Source organism: Paenarthrobacter sp. NPDC056912 (genome assembly GCF_042786555.1).
In the GTDB taxonomy this organism is placed as follows: Bacteria; Actinomycetota; Actinomycetes; order Actinomycetales; family Micrococcaceae; genus Arthrobacter.
Genome location: NZ_JBHUCD010000035.1, coordinates 1 through 19,266 on the forward strand (window position 1 = coordinate 1; position 19,266 = coordinate 19,266).

Annotated in this window: 16 protein-coding genes; 6 read left to right on the plus strand and 10 right to left on the minus strand. The window is 61.7% G+C overall.

The annotated features are described in order from the left end of the window. Nucleotides 1-101: 101 nt before the first annotated feature. The gene (gene glgA, locus ACFRJ9_RS23580; RefSeq protein WP_377673260.1) at nt 102-1,298 is read right to left on the minus strand and encodes a glycogen synthase; all 1,197 of its coding nucleotides are present in this window, start codon (nt 1,296-1,298) and stop codon (nt 102-104) included. Nucleotides 1,299-1,391: 93 nt separating this feature from the next. On the opposite strand from glgA, the gene glgC reads away from it, so the two are divergent. Beyond that, nucleotides 1,392-2,804 (plus strand): glucose-1-phosphate adenylyltransferase, encoded by a 1,413-nt coding sequence (glgC, locus tag ACFRJ9_RS23585; protein ID WP_377673263.1) that lies wholly within the window; start codon nt 1,392-1,394, stop codon nt 2,802-2,804. Between the two features lie 74 nt (nt 2,805-2,878). After that, a complete protein-coding gene (locus tag ACFRJ9_RS23590; protein ID WP_377673265.1) occupies nt 2,879-4,330 on the plus strand; it encodes an SDR family NAD(P)-dependent oxidoreductase in 1,452 nt (483 codons plus the stop codon). A gap of 88 nt (nt 4,331-4,418) precedes the next feature. On the opposite strand, the gene ACFRJ9_RS23595 is transcribed toward ACFRJ9_RS23590, so the two are convergent. The 3 genes from ACFRJ9_RS23595 to ACFRJ9_RS23605 are packed head-to-tail and all read right to left on the minus strand — an operon-like array spanning nt 4,419 to nt 7,807. After that, entirely contained in the window at nt 4,419-5,270 is an 852-nt protein-coding gene (locus ACFRJ9_RS23595) for a transglutaminase N-terminal domain-containing protein (RefSeq protein ID WP_377673267.1), read from the minus strand. Then, nucleotides 5,267-6,193, minus strand: coding sequence for an alpha-E domain-containing protein (locus tag ACFRJ9_RS23600; protein ID WP_167266549.1), 927 nt, complete (start codon nt 6,191-6,193; stop codon nt 5,267-5,269). Before ACFRJ9_RS23600 ends, ACFRJ9_RS23595 begins: the two co-directional genes overlap by 4 nt. 57 nt (nt 6,194-6,250) lie before the next feature. Next, complete coding sequence (locus tag ACFRJ9_RS23605) at nt 6,251-7,807, minus strand: circularly permuted type 2 ATP-grasp protein (protein ID WP_377673269.1); 1,557 nt, start codon at nt 7,805-7,807, stop codon at nt 6,251-6,253. A gap of 111 nt (nt 7,808-7,918) precedes the next feature. Between ACFRJ9_RS23605 and ACFRJ9_RS23610 the strand changes: the two genes are divergently transcribed. Further along, a complete protein-coding gene (locus tag ACFRJ9_RS23610; protein ID WP_377673272.1) occupies nt 7,919-8,962 on the plus strand; it encodes a YeiH family protein in 1,044 nt (347 codons plus the stop codon). Between the two features lie 4 nt (nt 8,963-8,966). Beyond that, on the plus strand, nt 8,967-11,567 hold the full coding sequence (pepN, locus tag ACFRJ9_RS23615) for an aminopeptidase N (protein WP_377673275.1): 2,601 nt from the start codon (nt 8,967-8,969) through the stop codon (nt 11,565-11,567). A gap of 12 nt (nt 11,568-11,579) precedes the next feature. Here pepN and ACFRJ9_RS23620 read toward each other — a convergent pair whose 3' ends face one another. The 5 genes from ACFRJ9_RS23620 to ACFRJ9_RS23640 form a co-directional block, all read right to left on the minus strand. After that, entirely contained in the window at nt 11,580-12,680 is a 1,101-nt protein-coding gene (locus tag ACFRJ9_RS23620) for a biotin/lipoate A/B protein ligase family protein (RefSeq protein WP_377673277.1), read from the minus strand. An 87-nt stretch (nt 12,681-12,767) separates the two neighbouring features. Continuing rightward, nucleotides 12,768-13,025 carry a type B 50S ribosomal protein L31 gene (locus ACFRJ9_RS23625; protein ID WP_216925747.1) on the minus strand — a complete coding sequence of 86 codons (258 nt, stop codon included), beginning with the start codon at nt 13,023-13,025 and terminating at the stop codon, nt 12,768-12,770. A gap of 143 nt (nt 13,026-13,168) precedes the next feature. Beyond that, entirely contained in the window at nt 13,169-13,978 is an 810-nt protein-coding gene (locus ACFRJ9_RS23630) for a TrmH family RNA methyltransferase (RefSeq protein WP_377673279.1), read from the minus strand. 7 nt (nt 13,979-13,985) lie between these two features. Then, entirely contained in the window at nt 13,986-14,771 is a 786-nt protein-coding gene (locus ACFRJ9_RS23635; RefSeq protein ID WP_377673282.1) for a sulfite exporter TauE/SafE family protein, read from the minus strand. Between the two features lie 20 nt (nt 14,772-14,791). Continuing rightward, on the minus strand, nt 14,792-15,577 hold the full coding sequence (locus ACFRJ9_RS23640) for an ABC transporter ATP-binding protein (protein WP_377673284.1): 786 nt from the start codon (nt 15,575-15,577) through the stop codon (nt 14,792-14,794). Nucleotides 15,578-15,688: 111 nt separating this feature from the next. On the opposite strand from ACFRJ9_RS23640, the gene serB reads away from it, so the two are divergent. Next, nucleotides 15,689-16,582, plus strand: coding sequence for a phosphoserine phosphatase SerB (gene serB / locus ACFRJ9_RS23645; RefSeq protein WP_377673286.1), 894 nt, complete (start codon nt 15,689-15,691; stop codon nt 16,580-16,582). Between the two features lie 438 nt (nt 16,583-17,020). After that, nucleotides 17,021-17,389 (plus strand): hypothetical protein, encoded by a 369-nt coding sequence (locus ACFRJ9_RS23650; RefSeq protein ID WP_377673288.1) that lies wholly within the window; start codon nt 17,021-17,023, stop codon nt 17,387-17,389. Nucleotides 17,390-17,471: 82 nt separating this feature from the next. Here the strand turns inward: ACFRJ9_RS23650 and ACFRJ9_RS23655 are convergent, their stop codons facing one another. Further along, the gene (locus tag ACFRJ9_RS23655) at nt 17,472-18,974 is read right to left on the minus strand and encodes a sugar ABC transporter ATP-binding protein (RefSeq protein ID WP_377673290.1); all 1,503 of its coding nucleotides are present in this window, start codon (nt 18,972-18,974) and stop codon (nt 17,472-17,474) included. Between the last annotated feature and the right edge of the window lie 292 nt (nt 18,975-19,266).

Below are 19,266 nucleotides of genomic sequence, written 5' to 3' on the forward strand. Positions count from 1 at the left end.
TGAACAGTGGCGTAACTTTCGCCAAGCACGAGGGCGCCGCCCCCACCAAGGGGGGGGGCGCCGTCGTGCTTTGGGCTGCTGTCGGGACGCTTCAGTCCTGGTTATCGCAGGACCGAGCGGTAGACCTCAAGGGTTGTTTCCGTGATGGACTCCCAGGAGAAATGGTCCTCCGCGCGGCGGCGTCCGGCGATACCCATCTCGCGGGCGCGGACGGGATCAGCCACAACCTCGTTCAGGGCGGCGGCGAAGTCGCTGACGAACTTCTCCGGATCCAACGGAGTACCGGTGCCATCGGTGACCTGCTCCAGCTCCACGAGCAATCCCGTTTCACCATGCTGGACCACCTCGGGAATGCCGCCGGTGGCGCTGGCCACTACAGCAGCTCCGCAGGCCATGGCCTCGAGGTTGACGATGCCCAGGGGTTCGTAGATGGACGGGCAAGCAAAGGCTGTGGCGTGGCTGAGGACCTGGATGAGCTCCTTGCGCGGGAGCATCCTCTCGATGAGGATGACGCCATCACGCTTGCTCTGCAGTTCCTCGATGAGCCGCGCCGTCTCCGCCGCGAGCTCCGGAGTGTCCGCAGCACCGAGGCACAAGACCAACTGGACGTCGTCAGGAAGGCTGGAAGCCGCGCGAAGCAGGTAAGGGACGCCCTTCTGGCGGGTGTTGCGGCCAACGAAAACCACGCTGGGCTTCGACGGGTCGATGCCCAAAGCTCGGATAGCGTCATCTTCTTCGTCCCGCTCCCACAGGGACACGTCGATGCCGTTGTGGACGACCCGGACTTTGTCCGGGTCCACATTGGGGTAGCTGCGGAGGATGTCCTGGCGCATGCCGTCGGACACGGCGATGATGGCGGCGGCTGCCTCGTATGCCGTCTTTTCCACCCAGGAGGACAGGGCATAACCGCCACCAAGCTGCTCGGCTTTCCACGGCCGAAGGGGTTCGAGGCTGTGGGCGCTGAGTACATGGGGGATGCCATGCAGCAGCGACGCAAGGTGGCCTGCCATGTTGGCGTACCAGGTATGCGAGTGGACGACGTCCGCCCCCGCAACGTCCGGGACGATCCTCAGGTCGACACCCAGAGTCTGGATGGCGGCATTGGCGTCACCGAGGTCTTCGGGGGTGGCGTACGAGGCCACAGTGGCCCCGTGATAGTCGGCGTCACGGGGCGCACCGAACGCCCGGACGTGAAGATCGACGTGCTGCGCCAGCACCCGGCTGAGCTCGGCAACGTGGACACCGGCACCGCCATAAATTTCCGGAGGGAATTCTTTAGTCACAATGTCTATTCGCACGCTACCCAACGTAGTCGTTCCGGCGTATGTGTTCTAGTGTGAAAGAGTCCGGAAAATCGGACTTTTGGGGGCTACGAAGACGTACGGGGAGCTATGACCATGGCGTTGAAGAAAGTATTGGCAATCGTATTGGCAGGCGGCGAAGGCAATCGCCTGATGCCGTTGACAGCAGACCGGGCCAAGCCTGCGGTTCCGTTCGCCGGCGGTTACAGGCTTATTGACTTTGCACTATCGAATCTGGTCAATTCGGGATATTTGAGAATCGTTGTGCTGACGCAGTACAAATCGCACAGCCTTGACCGCCACATCTCAGAAACCTGGCGCATGTCCACCCAACTGGGACGTTATGTAGCCAGCGTTCCGGCACAGCAGCGCGTGGGCAAGAGCTGGTTCCTCGGCAGTGCCAACGCCATCTACCAATCGCTGAACCTTATTCATGACGACGCCCCGGACATCGTGGTAGTGGTCGGCGCGGACCACGTATACCGCATGGACTTCTCCCAGATGGTGGAACAGCACATCGCCAGCGGGGCCAAGGCCACAGTCGCCGCCGTGCGCCAGCCGCTTAACATGGCCAACCAGTTCGGCGTGATCGAGGTCGATCAGAATGATCCCCAAAAGATCGCCGCATTCGTGGAAAAGCCCGCCAGCACCCCCGGTCTGGCGGCCGACCCCACCCAGTTCCTGGCTTCCATGGGCAATTACGTTTTCAACGCTGACGCCCTTGTTGACGCTTTGCACGTAGACGCAGAACGGCTCGACACCAAGCACGACATGGGTGGGGACATCATTCCCTATTTCGTGGACCAGGGCGAGGCCGGCGTTTACGACTTCACCCTCAATGACATTCCCGGTGCCACCGACCGGGACCGGACGTACTGGCGCGACGTCGGCACCATCGACTCTTTCTATGACGCCCACATGGACCTCATCTCCCCCGTGCCGGTCTTTAACCTCTACAACTCCGAGTGGCCCATCTACACCCGCCAAAGCATCTCGCCGCCGGCCAAGTTCGTTCGCGGCGGAAACAGCACCGTGGGTACGGCCCTGGACTCAATCGTGGCCAGCGGTGTGGTCATCTCCGGCGGTATCGTGGAGGGTTCTGTTCTGTCCAACGATGCTTTTGTTTCGGCAGGCAGCCGTGTGCAGGACTCCGTGCTGATGGACAAGGTCCGCGTCGGCGAAGGCGCCGTGATCAAGCGGGCCATCCTGGACAAGAACGTCAAGGTACCTGCCGGGGCTGCAATCGGCCTGGACCCCGCCCTGGACAAGGCCCGCGGCTTCAAAGTCACGGAGTCCGGAATCACCGTCCTGGCAAAGGGGCAAGTGGTTCCGGAACCCGGCGAAGCTGAGCTTGCCCTGTCCGCTGCCCACCGTCGAGGCCTCCCGGAGGCCGTGAAGGCAGCCACGCAGGACGACCCCGATATCCGCGATTCGGCTGAGAAGGTCGCGGCTGGCATTCAGGCTCGCGTGCCTGACGCTGCCACGCAAGGCGTAGTGAACTAGGCCCGGCTACATCAAGCCGATGTCCGCGGAACCCGAGGCAGGCCCAAGGCTCCCAAGGCTGTAAAATCAGGTCAATGAGCTCCACCGATCTGACGCCTGAAGAGATCCAGGCCTGCCTCAAGGTTCTGACGACGATCCACGTCTATGACGAGGAGCACCCGGACTACATCGCAGTCCGCCGTGCGACCGGCAAGATGTTCAAATCAGTCAAGCGCCACCGCCGCGTCACCAAGCGCGATCTGATTGCTGAAGCGGACCGGGCAGTAATTGCCCAAACAGCCACCGCCGCGCCGGACCGGATTGACGACGAAACGCGGGGGAACAAACTGGCTCCCTCCGCCACGGGTGAGATCGCGGGCCACCTCATCCGCTCGCGTCCTTGCTATATCTGCAAGAAGCACTACACGCAGGTGGATGCTTTCTACCACCAGTTGTGTCCCGAATGTGCGGCATTTAGCCACAGCAAGCGCGACGCCCGCACCGACCTCACCGGCCGCAGGGCGTTGTTGACCGGTGGCCGTGCCAAGATCGGCATGTACATTGCGTTGCGCCTGCTCCGAGATGGCGCCCACACCACTATCACCACCCGGTTCCCCAAGGACGCAGCACGCCGTTTCGCTGCCATGGAAGACAGCGCCGAGTGGCTCCACCGCCTTCGGATCGTCGGCATTGACCTCCGTGACCCGGCCCAGGTGATGGCGTTGACGGATTCACTGAATGACGCCGGCCCGTTGGACATCATCATCAACAACGCAGCCCAGACAGTGCGGCGCTCCGGCAACGCGTACAAGCCCTTGGTCGATGCTGAGGACGAGCCATTGCCGGCCGCCCTCGAGCCCGCCAACGGCGGGCCCGAGCTCGTGACTTTCGGGCATGCCCACGACAAGCACCCGCTTGCCCTTGCCAGCAGCGTCACCGAACACCCGGTATTGGCTGGGGACGCGATCACCTCGCTGGCACTCTCCACCGGTTCCGCATCATTGGCGAGGATCGAGACAGGAACAGCGATCGACGCCGGCGGACTTGTTCCCGACCTTGCGACGATCAACAGCTGGACCCAAGTAGTCGACGAAGTGGACCCGTTGGAGATGCTCGAGGTCCAGCTGTGCAACGTCACCGCGCCCTTCCTGCTGGTCAGCAGGCTCCGTGATGCCATGAAGCGTTCCACGGCGCACAGGAAGTACATCGTGAATGTTTCGGCCATGGAGGGTCAGTTCTCCCGCGCCTACAAGGGCCCCGGACACCCCCACACCAACATGGCCAAGGCTGCCTTGAACATGATGACCCGGACCAGCGCGCAGGAAATGCTGGACTCCGATGGCATCCTGATGACGGCTGTGGACACCGGGTGGATCACGGACGAACGTCCGCATTACACCAAGGTCCGGCTCATGGAGGAGGGCTTCCACGCTCCTTTGGACCTGGTGGACGGAGCTGCCCGGGTCTACGACCCCATCGTGATGGGTGAAAAGGGCGAGGACCAGTACGGCGTCTTCCTCAAGGATTACAAGCCGTCACCCTGGTAAAAGCTGCGTGAGTATGAAAACAGCCAAGGCCCTTAAGAACGCTTCTTAAGGGCCTTGGCTGTACTAAGTGTCCAGACGAACTAAACGTCTAGGCCAGGCGGGTGATTTCCACCGACACGGAGAGGCCCGAGCCGCCTCCGCCGGACAGGATGCCCTTAAGGGGTGGCACGTCGCGGTAGTCACGCCCCCTGGCCACAGTCACGTGATAGTCACCGGCGGGCTTGTGGTTGGTGGGGTCCCAGCTCCGCCACTCCCCATCCCACCACTCCAACCAGGCGTGGGACTGGCCTGCCACGGTTTCGCCGATATCCGCCGAGGACCGGGGGTGGATGTACCCGGAAACGTAGCGTGCCGGAATGCCGCTGCAACGCAATGCACCAATGGCCAGGTGGGCGAGGTCCTGGCAGACGCCTTGGCGCTGTGACCATGCCTGCTCGGCGTTCGTGGTCACGCCAGTGGTGCCCTTCATGTAGGTCATCTCGCCAGCCATCCACTCGAACACTGCCAAGGCGGCCTCGTGCGGGTTCTTACCCTCGACGAGCCGCGGGACCAGCCCGAGGACTTCCTCGCCGGGGCCGCTGAGCCGGGACTGGGGCAACCAGTCGCTGAACTCGTCCTGGACTTTTTCCGAAGCTATGACATCCCAGCCCACGATGTCATCGTCCATGGCCACCCGCTCGGTGCGGTGCACTTCAACGGTGGCCGTCGCAAGGACCTCAAGGCTCTCATGAGGCATCTGCATGTCGAATGCCGTGACGCGTGTCCCCCAATAGTCCCGATACGTGCTGACGGATGCTTGGTTGGGCGAGACCTTCAGTGAGGACTCCAAAACCACCTGCTGGCCGTCGGTCAGCGGGGTCATCCTTGCTTCGTTGTAGGACAACGTCACGCGGCGGTTGTACTTATAGGCCGTCTTATGGACGATGCTCAGCCGGGTCATGAAACTTCTCCCACCCAGGCGTGCTCATCAGCCTGATTGAAGTACTTACGGGAAATCGCATCCGAAGCCTGCGTCACTGCTTTTTGCACACGTTCCATGTGCTCGGGCAATTCGGACATCAGGTCATCCGTTCGGTGGAACTCAAGGAACGTGCGTGCCTGGCCCACGATGCGGCGGGCATCATTGATGAAGCCGACACGCTGAGCGGATGGGTCCAGCTTGGCCAGGCATTCGTCGGCGTCGCGCAAGGCGTAGACGATCGAGCGAGGAAAGAGGCGGTCCAGGAGCAGGAACTCCGCAGCATGCTGGTCCCCGAAGGCCGCCCTTCGGGTGCGGATGAAGGACTCGTAGGCCCCTGCGCAGCGCAGCATGTTCACCCAGGACATCCCTGCGGACTGGACGTCGCGCGTGGACAACATGCGGGCTGTCATGTCGGCCCGCTCAAGGGAACGCCCTAGCACCATGAACAGCCAGCTTTCGTCGTGGCTGACGGTAGTGTCGGCGAGGCCGCGCACCATTGCAGTCCGCTCCAGGACCCAGTTGCAGAAACGGTACGTTCCCACAACGTCCTTGCGGTGCTGGTTGAGTCCGTAATACGTGGTGTTGAGGCTTTCCCAGAGCGACTGCGAGACAGTTTCCCGGGCACGGCGCGCGTTCTCGCGTGCTGCGCCCAGCGAACCGGCAATGGAGGAGGCACTCTGTTTGTCGTAGGCCAAGGCATGCAGGAGTTCGGGCAGGCCGAAATCCTCGCTCTGGGGCTTGGCGCCCATGACGGCCAGGAGTTCCCTGGCCACGCTGCGCTGCTCATCGAGGGGCAGGTGGTTCAAACGTTCCAGGTGCACATCCAGGATCCTGGCTGTGCCGTCGGCGCGTTCTACGTAGCGTCCGATCCAGAAGAGTGACTCAGCAATACGGCTCAGCATGGAACTGTGCCTCCTTCGCGTGGTGCATGTCGAAGTTCAAGTTTTGGTGGAACGGGTTCACTGCTGTTGCTCCGTTTGGCGGTCCCGCCAGTTGCTTTCCACGGGCCACACGGAAACCTGTTCACGGACGGTCACGGACTGTCGCGGGATGAGCTCGGCAGGCATCTGCGGTGAATTGGCGAGCACCCAGGTGTCCTTTGAACCGCCGCCCTGGCTGGAGTTCACGATGAGTGAACCCTCCTTGAGCGCCACCCGGGTGAGGCCACCGGGGAGGACCCACACGTCGTCGCCGTCGTTGACGGCAAAGGGCCGAAGGTCAACGTGCCGGGGGCCGAACTTGTCTCCCGACAACGTAGGCACTGTGGAGAGCTGGAGGACGGGTTGGGCGATCCAGCCGCGGGGGTCCGCGATCACACGCTTGCGCAAAGCGTCCAATTCTTCCTTGGACGCATCCGGACCAATGACCAGTCCCTTGCCGCCGGAACCATCCACTGGTTTGACCACCAGTTCGTCGAGGCGGTCCAGAACATGCTCCCTGGCTTCCTTTTCCTCAAGCCGGAAAGTGTCGACGTTGGCGATGATCGGCTCTTCGTGAAGGTAGTACCGGATCAGGTCAGGCACGTAACTGTACACGAGCTTGTCATCGGCAACGCCGTTGCCAACCGCGTTGGCAATCGTCACTCCGCCGGCGCGGGCCGCGTTGACCAAACCAGGGCAACCGAGCATGGAGTCGGAGCGGAACTGGAGCGGGTCCAGGAAGTCGTCGTCGATGCGTTTGTAAATGACGTCCACGCGCTGCTCGCCGGCGGTGGTGCGCATGTAGACGCGGTTTCCGCGGCAAATGAGGTCGCGGCCTTCCACAAGCTCCACGCCCATGAGCCCGGCCAGGAGTGTGTGTTCAAAGTATGCGCTGTTGAAGACACCCGGAGTAAGGACCACCACTGTGGGATCGTCCACCCCCGCCGGTGCCGTCTTGCGCAGGGCGGACAGGAGCCTGCGGGGATACTCCTCCACGGGGCGGATGTGCTGCTGGCCGAACGCTTCCGGGAGGCCTTTGGCCATTGCCCGGCGGTTTTCCAGGACGTAGCTGACACCGGAGGGAACCCGGACGTTGTCCTCCAGCACGCGGAAAGTTCCCTCAGCATCACGGACAACGTCGATGCCCGACACATGGACCCGAACGCCACCTGACGGTTCGAACCCGTGAACGGCCCGGTGGAAGTGTGCACTGGTGGTCACGAGTTGGCGCGGAATCACGCCATCGGCAACCACGGCCATCCGTCCGTAGACATCGTTCAGGAAGGCTTCCAATGCTTTGACGCGCTGGGCAACACCGCGTTCCAGCACATCCCACTCATCGGCGGGAATGACCCGGGGGACGATATCGAGTGGAAATGGCCGCTCCTCCCCCGCGTAGTCGAACGTCACGCCGCGGTCCAGGAAGGTTCGTGCCATGGAGTCGGCACGGGCCGTGACATCCGCCAAGGAAAGCTCGCGCAGAGCACCGGAAACCTGACCGTAGGATTTTCTGGCAACGTGGCCGGGGGCAAACATCTCGTCGTAGGCGCCACTGCGCGCAGCGGCCTCGGAGTAATCCTGGAATAGGTCAGACATGGGAATTAGACAATCACCTTTTTGAGTCGAGCGCATTACGCGCTGATTGTGTCACTGTTTCCGGGTGTTCCCGGTTCGCCTTTCCGTGCCCCCATCCGGCAGGGTTGAGGCATGCCCTTCAACAGACTTGCGCCCCAGCTGTCCCGGCTGGGGCCCGGGTTGGTCCTGAGCATCGCCGCGACGGGGCTTGCCTTCACCATCCACGCCGTTCTGCCGGCTCTTCCGGCCATGACGCTCGCTGTTGCTTTGGGCTTGCTCTCAGCAAATATACCGGGGACAGCCGTCTTCACGGCGGGGCGCGCCCGCGCCGGCCTCGACTTCGCCGGCAAGCACCTGATGCGCGCCGGAATTGTCCTGTTGGGCCTCAAGGTCAGCCTCGGCGACGTCCTTGGCCTTGGCTGGTTGGCGTTGGTCCTGATTGCCGGAGTAGTGCTGGTCAGCTTCGCAGGAACCTACGGGCTGGCCCGTGTCCTGCGGCTTCCGGCCGACGCGGCCCTTTTGGTCGCCACTGGTTTTTCGATTTGTGGAGCCTCGGCGATCGGCGCCATGGCCGCGGTTCGCCGGATCAAGCACCAGGACACAGTCTTGCCGGTTGCCCTCGTGACACTGTGCGGCACCCTTGCGATCGGCGTGCTGCCGCTCCTCATGCACCCGCTGAACCTGAATCCGGAGCAATTCGGGGCATGGACAGGCGCCTCCGTGCACGACGTCGGCCAGGTGGTTGCCACCGCGCAAACCGCGGGTACGGCGGCGCTGGCGGTCGCCGTCGTCGTGAAGTTGACGCGCGTTGTGCTGCTGGCGCCCATCGTGGCAGCCGCAGGGCTGCACCAGCGCTTCCTGCATGTCAGGCAACGCGGCAACGGTTCGGTTGATAAACCCAACGACGCCGGCTTTCCTCCGATCGTCCCGCTGTTCGTGGTGGGGTTTATCGCCCTGGTGGCAGTTCGTTCGTTGGGATGGGCACCACCAGTAGCCTTGGAAATTGCGGCCGCGGTCCAGGACATTCTGCTGGCAACGGCACTGTTCGGCCTCGGTTCGGCAGTACGTGTCCGGACGCTCATCCACACTGGGGGCCGGGCGGTTATGGTGGCTTTGGGGTCTTGGCTGCTGATCGCCACGCTGGGCCTCGGCGCAGCCTGGATCATGATTAGATAGCTGTGTGTCGAATCACAATCTGTCGCGCGATGAAGCCGCTACCCGTTCAGCCCTGATCACCACCCACAGCTACGACGTCACACTCGATGTCCGCGAAGCGGCAGATCCCGCAGTCGCAGGCTATCCGAGTACCAGCACCATCACCTTCTCAGCCGAACCCGGCTCCGCCACGTTCCTGGATTTCATCAGCGGCGGCGTACAGTCCGTGGTGCTTAATGGAGTAGCGCTGGACATTGGAAGCGCGGTGGACCGCGACAGGATCATCCTTGATGGCCTCGCGGCGGAGAACACCGTAACCGTCAAGGGCACTGCGCTGTACAGCAGGTCCGGCGAGGGCATGCACCGTTTCGTGGACCCCGCCGACGGCCAGTGTTACCTCTATACCCAGTACGAGCCGGCCGACAGTCGACGTGTCTTCGCAAACTTTGAACAGCCGGACCTCAAAGCCGAATTCACCTTCCACGTGGTGGCCCCGGCCGGCTGGGAGGTCGCGTCGAACGGTGTCGAGTCGGCACGCACTCCCCTGGACGGCGCCGCGCATCAGTGGGACTTCGCCACCACCAAGCGAATGTCCACGTACATCACTACTGTTCTGGCCGGGCCGTACTTCAAGGCCACGGATCACTGGGGAACCACGCTCGACGACGGCACGCGCCTGGACGTGCCGCTGGCACTTTTCTGCCGGGCATCTTTGGCCAAGTCCTTCGACGCTCCCGAATTGTTCCGCCTGACCAAGAGCGGGCTGGCATTCTTCAACGAGCTCTTCGACTACCCCTATCCCTGGGGCAAGTACGATCAGGCATTCGTTCCCGAATACAACCTCGGTGCCATGGAAAACCCCGGCTTGGTGACGTTCACCGAAAAGTACGTGTACGCCTCACGGGCTACCGACGCCCAGTACCAGGCGCGCGCCAACACCCTGATGCACGAAATGGCCCACATGTGGTTCGGCGACCTCGTCACCATGAACTGGTGGGATGACCTGTGGCTCAAGGAGTCGTTCGCTGACTACATGGGAACACTCGGCGTGGACCGTGCCACCGACTGGGACACGGCCTGGGTGAACTTCGCCAGCAAACGCAAAGCCTGGGCGTACGTGCAGGACCAGCTGCCTACCACGCACCCGATCGTCGCGGACATCCCGGACCTTGAGGCCGCCAAGCAGAACTTTGACGGCATCACGTACGCCAAAGGCGCCTCGGTCCTGAAGCAACTGGTGGCCTATGTTGGTTTTGACGCTTTCATCGCCGGCTCCCGCCAGTATTTCCGGGACCACGAATTCGGCAACACGTCCCTGCAGGACCTCCTGAAGGCGCTCAGTATTGCTTCGGGGAGGGACCTCGGTGGCTGGGCCCGGCAATGGCTGCAGACTTCAGGCATCTCCACTATCGCTGCCGAAATAGTCGAGGACGGCGGTGTACTCGGTGCCGTGACCCTCCGGCAGGACGCCATCGACCCCCTCACAGGGCATCAGGAACTTCGTGCTCACCGTCTGAGGCTGGGCTTGTACGACGCCGATTCTTCCGGCACCCTCGTCAGGTCCGAGAGCATCGAACTTGACGTCGCCGGCCCCGCCACGTTGGTGCCTGAGCTGAACGGAAAGCCGCGGCCCGCGCTGCTGCTCGTCAATGATGACGACCTCAGCTACGCCAAGGTACGGCTCGATCCGGCATCCGAGCACACTGTCCGCACCTCTTTGGACAAGGTACGCGACCCGATGGCACGGGCGCTGTGCTGGACCGCGCTCTGGGATTCAGCCCGGGACGGCGTCACTCCTGCGGCACGGTACGTGGCCGCCGTCGAGCAGTTTGCACCGTCGGAAACGGGCATCGGCGTCCTGCTCAACGTGTTGGGGAATGCCTCCAGCGCTATCGAACGGTTTGTTCCCTATGCAACGCGTGAGCAGGTGCGCACGGACTTCCTGGCCGTTGTGGCCACGCAGTTGCGCTCCGCTGCCCCCGGCTCGGATCAGCAACTCGCCTGGGCAAGAACGTTGGCCGACGTCTCACGTCATGGCGACAGTGAGCTCGCATTCCTTCGGGGCATCCTTGAGGGCAGCACCGTTGTTGAAGGATTGGCAGTTGACCCGGAGCTGCGCTGGAGCCTCTGGCAAGCCCTGGCAGCCCATGGGCAAGCTACCTTGAGCGAGTTGGACCGAGAGCTCGATGCTGACAAGACAGCCTCGGGCAGGGAGGGCCACGCACTGGCATCAGCCGCCCGCCCGGAGGCGTCGGTGAAGGCGGCAGCCTGGGACGCTGCGGTCAACAGCAACGGCCTCTCCAACGAAATCCTGAGCGCTACCATCGCCGGCTTCGCGACGGCCCCCGGATGGCTGCTGGAGCCTTACGTCGAGCCATACTTCGACTGCCTTGAACAAGTATGGGCGGAACGAAGCATTGAGATTGCGGGCAGGATCGTCCGGGGCCTCTACCCAAATGCCCAGGATCTCGCCCCTGGCATGGCGCCGGCCGCGCACCCGGTCCTGGTCAGGACCGACGAGTGGCTGCGTTCGCACCCGGACGCTCCCCGGGCGCTGCGCCGCATCATTGTGGAGCAGCGCAGCCACCTGCTACGGGCCTTGACGGCCCAGTCCGCGGAGGGCTGAGGAGGCCCGGGTTCAAGGAACCCGGTTCAGCCATTCGTCGGTGCCGAACTTTGCCTCGACGCGCTTCCTCGCCTCGTCGAGTTCAGCTTCGGTGAGCCGAGACACCGCTGCACCGTAGCGTTCAGTGAAAACCTCCTGCATGGCAAGGAGGATCGCGGAACGATCCAGGCCGGTCTGTCGGCGCAACGGGTCCACGCGTTTCTTTGCACTCCTGGTGCCCTTGTCCGAGAGCTTTTCCTTGCCGATGCGCAGGACCTCCACCATCTTGTCGGCGTCAATGTCGTAACTCATGGTCACGTGGTGCAGCATGCCACCGTTGGCGAGCCTCTTTTGGGCCGCACCTCCGATCTTGCCTTGCTCGGTGGCGATGTCGTTGAGGGGCACGTAGAACGCCGTGATGCCGAGCTTCTCCAGCGCAGCCATGACCCACGCATCCAGGAAAGCGTATGAGTCGGCAAAGCTGATGCCATCAACAAGGGTCTGGGGCAGATACAACGAGTAGGTAATGCAGTTACCGGCTTCCATGAACATGGCACCGCCACCGCTGATCCTGCGAACCACAGTGATGCCATGGCGGGAGACACCTCCGGGATCCACCTCGTTGCGCACTGATTGGAAGCTTCCGATGACCACGGAGGGTTCCTCCCAGTCCCAGAACCGCAGGGTGGGATTACGGCGGCCTGCTCCGATCTCTTCGGCGAGGACCTCGTCCAGGGCGACGTTGACGTGCGTGGGGAGGATCGACGGCGGGATGACCTCCCATTGGTGGTCCGCCCAGCTTGTGGCCTTTGACAGTGCACGGCGGACAGTTATGGCAACGGCCTCGGCAGAGAAACCGAAGAGTACGGCGCCTTCAGGGATGCCTGCAGCAACCGCGGAGGCAATCTCGGCAGCCGACGACGCAGCGTCCAGGCCGGTCAGGGATGCGTTGATCGCCGGCAGTGCTTCGTCCGGCTCCAGGAAGAAGTCGCCGCTCAGCGACACGCCGGACAACCGCCCATCCACCACGTCAAGGTCCACCACCACGAGTTTGCCGCCGGGAACTTTATATTCGCCGTGAAGGCGGGTGTCGTCGTCGTGATTTGTTGTTGCGGGTGTGGGCTGGGAAGTCATGCGTTCCATCTTGCCGGAAAACGCAAAAGCCCGCATTGCTGGAAATCCAGCAATGCGGGCCCTTGAAAAGCCTTGGGGTGAAGTGGGTTACTTCGTGCCGCCGAAGCCCTTGAAGCGAGCGTTGAAGCGCTCGACGCGGCCAGCGGAGTCCATGATGCGCTGCTTGCCCGTGTAGAACGGGTGGGACTCCGAAGAGATTTCGACGTCGATAACCGGGTAGGTGTTTCCGTCTTCCCACTCGATGGTCTTCGAGGAAGACACGGTGGACTTGGTCAGGAACTTGGTACCGGAAGCCAGGTCGTTGAATACAACAGCTTCGTACTTCGGGTGGATATCAGACTTCATAATGGGACCTTTTGTTCACGCAACTGGATTTTGCCAGCTGCCAGGTATGAATGGAGGTGGTCAGGTTGCTGCAATCAAAGAAATTCCAGCGGCCGGGCCAACAACCAATAATAGCGGAAACGGCCAATCCGCACGAACCGGCCTCAGCCTCGGGGGCGGAGCTCCCAAAAGGCCACCGCTGAAGCTGCCGCCACATTGAGTGAATCGACGCCGGCGCGCATGGGAATCTTGACGGCGAGGTCGACGGCGCCCAGCGTCTCGGGACTCATGCCGGCACCTTCCGTGCCCAGAACCAGGGCAAGCTTGGGCAGCTTCCGGGCCGCCAGTTCATCAAGTTCCAGGGCGTCGTCCGTGAGTTCCATTGCCGCAACCGTGAAACCCTCTTCCTTGAGGAACTCCAGATCCCCAGGCCAGCTGTCCAGGCGCGCCCACGGTACCTGGAAGACGGTCCCCATGCTGACCCTGACGCTTCGCCGGTACAGGGGGTCTCCACAGCGCGGAGACACGAGCACAGCATCGATCCCCAGCGCTGCGGCCGAGCGGAAGATGGCGCCTACGTTGGTGTGGTCCACAATGTCTTCCAGGACGGCCACGCGCTGCGCGCCGGCAAGAAGTTCCTTGAGGGGAACAGGGGCCGGGCGGTGCATGGCGGCCATGGCACCGCGATGAAGGTGGAATCCGGTGATTTCTTCCAGGAGGGACGCTTTGCCGATGAATACCGGAACGTCAGGGTATTCCTGGAAAATGTCCTCAAGGTCCTCAAGCCACTTTTCGGCGAGGAAGAAGGAACGGGGCTGGTGCCCGGCAGCCAATGCCCTGCGCAGGACCCTCGAGGATTCTGCGATGTACATGCCTTCCTCGGGCTCACGGAGCTTGCGGAGGTGCACGTCGGTCAGGGTGGTGTAGTCCGTCACGCGGGGGTCATTGGCGGATTCGAGGTAGTGGAACGTCACCGGAAGATTATTTCAGCAGGTTGGCGATCATGAAGCCAAGAGCAACGATGCCAAGGGTGAAAATGACTGCCCGGAGTACCCGCGGCGAGAGCCTGCGGCCCACCTTCGCCCCAACCAGCCCACCGATGGTGGAGCTGACGGCGATCAGGAGGACGACCAGCCAGTTGATTCGATCGAAAGCGAATATCAGGTAGGAAATCGCTGCCACCATGTTGACGCCCAGCACCAGGAAGTTCTTCATAGCGTTGGCGTTCTGCATGGTTCCGCTCAAGAACACCCCAAGGATGCCCACCAGCAGGATGCCCTGGGCCGCCACGAAATAGCCGCCGTAGACCCCGGCGAGGTAGACGAGTACCACCAGGAGGAGTCCATGGCTTCGGTCGCGGATGGCGTGCTCGGGGTTCTGTTCCCTGTTCTTGACCCACGCCTGCATCTTGGGCTGGAACAGCACCATGAGCAGCGCAAGCACCAACAGGACCGGCGCAACGTAGTGGAAGACTTTCTCGGGCAGGTGCAGCAGCAGCCACGCGCCGGTGATGCCGCCCAGCAAAGAGGCGGGAAGCAGCTTCATGAGCTGCCGACCCCTGCCGGCCACTTCACGGCGATAACCCCAGGCGCCGGCCGCTGTTCCTGCGACGAGTCCCATGGCGTTGCTCATGGACGCCACCACGGGAGTGATGCCAATAGCGATGAGCACGGGGAAAGTCACCAACGTGCCGGAGCCGACCACCGCGTTGATAGTGCCGGCCCACAAGCCCGCGAAAAAGACAAGGATGCTGCTAAGGATCTCCATTGTTGACTTTCCGACCCGCTCTAGCGCCGGGCCGTGGCTGTGTATCGCCCGGCATTTTCCGTGACGGCCAGGGCAAGCCCGAAGGTGTTGCTGAGGTGCTCGTCCGTGAGGACTTCCTTGATAGGGCCGGCGGCAACCACGCCACCGTCGCGAAGCAGCATGGCGTGGGTGAATCCCGGAGGGACCTCTTCGAGGTGGTGCGTCACGAGCACCATGGCAGGGGACGCTTCATCCCGGGCGAGATCGCCAAGTTTGTGGACCAGTTCCTCGCGGCCCCCGAGGTCGAGCCCGGCGGCAGGCTCGTCCAAGAGCAGCAGCTCAGGATCGGTCATGAGGGCGCGGGCGATCTGGACGCGTTTGCGCTCCCCCTCGGACAAGGTGGCGAACGTACGGTTCAGCAGGGGTCCCATCCCCCAGTCGTTCAGCAGGCCAAAGGCGCGGCGTTCGTCGTCGCGCTCGTAGCCTTCGCGCCATCGGCCAGTAACGCCGTAGGCAGCGGTGACCACAACGTTGAGGACGTTCTCGTGTTCAGGGATCTGGGTCGCGAGTGCAGCCGAGGAAAGGCCAATCCGGGGGCGGAGTTCAAAGACGTCGACGCGGCCCAAAGTCTCATCGAGGATCCCGGCTTTTCCGCTGCTGGGATGCAGCCGCGCTGCGGCGATCTGGAGGAGGGTGGTCTTGCCGGCACCGTTGGGTCCAAGGATGACCCAGCGTTCGCCTTCATTGACCTGCCAGTCAACCTTGTCCAGCAGGGTCTTCTTGCCTCGGACAACGCTGACGGAAGCCAATTCCAGAACATCACTCATAGCAGTAGACACTAGGACAAAAATCCATATGACTGATAACCGGCAACCAAGCCGTCATGGTGTCGCGAAACGAATTCGGGTGGCCGCAGCAGTCTCAGTAGGATTGAGGCCATGACTTCGAACTTGGCTGCGGTCAGCTATGGCGTGAATTTGTCCCCTGAATCGCTCGAGAATGTGCGGAAGCTGCTCGCTGATGCCGGCGCTTCAGTGTTGTCGGAATCACAGTCGGGAGATGACCGGTTTGGAGTTCACACAGCGGCGCTCTCGGTCGACGCGGCGACTGCCTCGGACCTTTCCGGGCTCCGCCGGCACCTTTCGGAGGCTACCGGCGAAGGAACCGACACGGCGATTGTCCCTGCCGCCTTGCGTGAAGCCCCCCGGAAACTCCTCATCATGGATGTTGATTCAACGCTGATCCAGCAGGAAGTCATCGAGCTGCTGGCCGCCCACGCGGGCAAGCGCGAAGAAGTTGCTGCTGTTACTGAGGCAGCCATGCGTGGCGAGCTCGACTTTGCCCAGAGCCTCCACGCCCGTGTGGCCGTCCTTGCCGGATTGCCTGCCGCCGTCGTCGATTCCGTCCGCAACGAAGTGCGCCTCAGTCTTGGCGCGGAAGAGCTGGTAGCGGCGTTCAAGGAAGCCGGGCACGTTGTGGCAGTAGTTTCCGGGGGCTTCAACCAGATCCTCGGGCCTATCGCCGGGGAACTTGGCTTGGACTACTGGATTGCCAACGAGCTGGAAATTGTCGACGGCGCGTTGACGGGCAAGGTTCTGGGCGCTGTTATTGACCGGGCAGCCAAAGAAAAGTACCTACGTCAGTGGGCGGCCGCTGAAGGCATCAGCCTGGAACACACCATTGCCGTGGGTGATGGAGCCAACGACCTGGACATGCTTGGCGCAGCCGGTATTGGTGTTGCGTTCAACGCCAAGCCCGCCGTCCGCGCCGTTGCTGATGCCGTGATCACCATGCCCTACCTTGACGCCGTACGGCACATAGCGAACGTCTGAATTCTCCTGCGGTGAGCCCGATTCCACCACTGAAGTGGATGCAGTGAAACACTCAGGGAATTTTCGTGACGCGAAATTCGAAACTTTTAATCGAATTGTCATCATTGGAAGAGCTTTCAAAAGCATCAATTCTTGGATCTCAAGCATTGCCTTCGCGTGACGGGGTAATTCGTTGGCCGGGATGATTCTTAATGTGTAGAATTACAAACTCTACAAAGGTAACCGTGAAGCCAGCGGTAATCCGGCTTGATGGAAGTGCAGGGTCAGGGATTGAACAGTTCGCATCGAACGTGGAAATGGTGGAAACGCCCGGCGGAATTTGAGCTGGATGAAGACAGCCAGGCCCACCCCGAGGAACGTCCGACCCCACTTCACGAAATCTTGGCCGCCCGCTTCATGGATACGGTTGATGACGAACAAGAACAGGAAGAATTCACTATGAGCTCGCTTGATGAATCTGTAAAGCAACTGCTGTCCATCGAAGGCGCAACAGGTGCTGCGATCGTCGACTACACCAGCGGAATGGCTTTGGCCCAGGGCGGAAGCCCTGGCTTCGACCTCGGCGTCGCCGCTGCCGGCAACTCAAATGTGGTGAGTTCCAAGCTGCGGACCATGGCTGACCTGAGCCTGGATAGCGACATCGAAGATATCCTCATCACCTTGGGTTCCCAGTACCACCTGATCAATGTCTTGAATTCGGATGGATCCAAGGGTCTGTTCGTCTACCTTGTCCTGGACCGCACCTATGCAAACCTTGCGTTGGCACGGCACAAGCTCAGCAACCTCGCCAAGGGAATCACCATCTAGTCTCCGCGGGAACCCAAAGGGGCGGTACGCGTCAGGCGCGGCCGCCCCTTTTTTGTCCTCCGGAAGGAGGGCAGGAGACGTGTCAGCCCTTCACCCGGCGCGCCTGACCGCTTCCGGAGCCAAACTTCGCACCCAGCATATGGTGCACCAGGACGTCCTCATTGGTATTGGCGTTCGCCTCAATGGTGACAAGTTCACCGTCACGCATCACGCCGATTCGATGGCACCAGCTGACAAGTTCCGACAAATCGGACGACACGAGGATGATCGCGACCCCGGTCCGGCTGAGCTCATGGAGCATCCTGTAAACGATCTCCTTGGCCCCGATGTCAATGCCGCGGCTGGGATGGCTGAGGATCAACACATCACAGTCGGAGGTCATCCACTTTGCCAGCTGCACTTTCTGTCTGTCGCCTCCGGACAGGGTGGTGACAGTTCCATGAATGTTCGTCGTGTTGATACGCATGCGGCGGACGAGTTCAATCACGCCACGAAGCCGGGAGATCTCGTTCTCCAGGCTGGCCTCATTCGCGTTGGCAGTGTGCTGAAGACCTTCCACAATGCTGGCTCCGGACTCGAGGTTGTCGTCCGTGTCCGACAAGTATCCGATCTTCAAGCGCTGGGCATCCAGTGGGCCCCGCACCTGAACCGGCTTGCCCTGCATGAAGATCTCCCCCGAGGTGCTCGGATGAATACCCGCCAGGGCTTCTATCAACTGGTACACGCCTGAGCGGTGAGTTCCCACTAACCCGAAGATCTCACCCTTGGCCACAGTGAAAGTCACATCCTGAACATGTTCTTCCACACTGAGGCCAACCACCCGCAAGGCCTCATCACCAGCTGCAGGATGGGCGGGCCTGGCGTTGTCTTCCAGCTTCTCCTGCAACAGGAGGAAAGCTAGCTCGTCGACGTCAGTCTGGCCAGCCTCCAGAATCCTGTGCACTGCACCGTCTCTCAAGACCGCGATACGGTGGGCAATCGATCGGACTTCATCCAAGCGGTGGGTGATGTAGATGATCGCCCTCCTCTGTCGGATCAGCATCCGCAGGACCTGGTGCAGGACTGCGACCTCGTGATCCGGCAACGACGCTGCCACCTCGTCCATAATCACGAGCTGGGCTTCCTCGGCAACCATTCGCAGAACTTCCACGAGAGTTTGCTCTGCGCGAATCAGCGTGCCGACTTTCACGTCGGGATCCATGGTGACGCCGATGTCCCGGATCAATTTGAGGGCCTGGCCACGGAGTTCGTCGTGGGGCTTGCCTGCTTGGAAAGTCCCACGAAAGATAGCTTCGGCAACGGTCAGTTCGGGGTCGAGCCGGAAGTTCTGTGGAATGAGTCCTACGCCGCAGGCCTGTGCTTCCTCCATGGAGTCGGGCACGTACTTTTCACCCGCCAACATGATCCGCCCGCCGTCGTGCTTGTGCCGTCCGGACAGCACACCCATGAGAGTGGTCTTGCCGGCGCCATTGGTTCCAATCAAGCCCAGAATCTCGCCGCGATGCAAAGAAAACCTGACGCCTTTGAGAATGCGCCGTTGATCATAAGACGCGTGAATATCATCAGCATGAAGTAACAGGTCCAAAAAGGGCTCCTAGTTCGCAGTATTGCGTTCGAGGTTAGAGGGAGGCGCTGTGCCGGGAACCGTCCAGGTAAAGGACTCTACGCTGAGACAGAATTGTGCCTTGCCGAGTCAATCAGATGGGCCCATTTAATGCAAAGCAGTTCTTGGAAAACAATTCTCCCGAATTCGTGACGCAGAAATAGCCACAATTTATCAAACCGTAATTTTGTCCTGGGATCATCTTCAAGAGGTGCGGTGGAATTGCGATGCCAACCAGCAGTTAACGGCAGCGGCCCGGGACAATGTCCCGGGC

Bases quoted from the DNA above. Each gene is read 5' to 3' on its own strand.
- glgC (WP_377673263.1), top strand. From the start codon at position 1,392: ATGACCATGGCGTTGAAGAAAGTATTGGCAATCGTATTGGCAGGCGGC.
- ACFRJ9_RS23590 (WP_377673265.1), top strand. From the start codon at position 2,879: ATGAGCTCCACCGATCTGACGCCTGAAGAGATCCAGGCCTGCCTCAAG.
- ACFRJ9_RS23595 (WP_377673267.1), bottom strand. From the start codon at position 5,270: ATGACCCGGCTGAGCATCGTCCATAAGACGGCCTATAAGTACAACCGC.
- ACFRJ9_RS23600 (WP_167266549.1), bottom strand. From the start codon at position 6,193: ATGCTGAGCCGTATTGCTGAGTCACTCTTCTGGATCGGACGCTACGTA.
- ACFRJ9_RS23605 (WP_377673269.1), bottom strand. From the start codon at position 7,807: ATGTCTGACCTATTCCAGGATTACTCCGAGGCCGCTGCGCGCAGTGGC.
- ACFRJ9_RS23610 (WP_377673272.1), top strand. From the start codon at position 7,919: ATGCCCTTCAACAGACTTGCGCCCCAGCTGTCCCGGCTGGGGCCCGGG.
- ACFRJ9_RS23620 (WP_377673277.1), bottom strand. From the start codon at position 12,680: ATGACTTCCCAGCCCACACCCGCAACAACAAATCACGACGACGACACC.
- ACFRJ9_RS23625 (WP_216925747.1), bottom strand. From the start codon at position 13,025: ATGAAGTCTGATATCCACCCGAAGTACGAAGCTGTTGTATTCAACGAC.
- ACFRJ9_RS23635 (WP_377673282.1), bottom strand. From the start codon at position 14,771: ATGGAGATCCTTAGCAGCATCCTTGTCTTTTTCGCGGGCTTGTGGGCC.
- ACFRJ9_RS23640 (WP_377673284.1), bottom strand. From the start codon at position 15,577: ATGAGTGATGTTCTGGAATTGGCTTCCGTCAGCGTTGTCCGAGGCAAG.
- serB (WP_377673286.1), top strand. From the start codon at position 15,689: ATGACTTCGAACTTGGCTGCGGTCAGCTATGGCGTGAATTTGTCCCCT.
- ACFRJ9_RS23650 (WP_377673288.1), top strand. From the start codon at position 17,021: ATGAGCTCGCTTGATGAATCTGTAAAGCAACTGCTGTCCATCGAAGGC.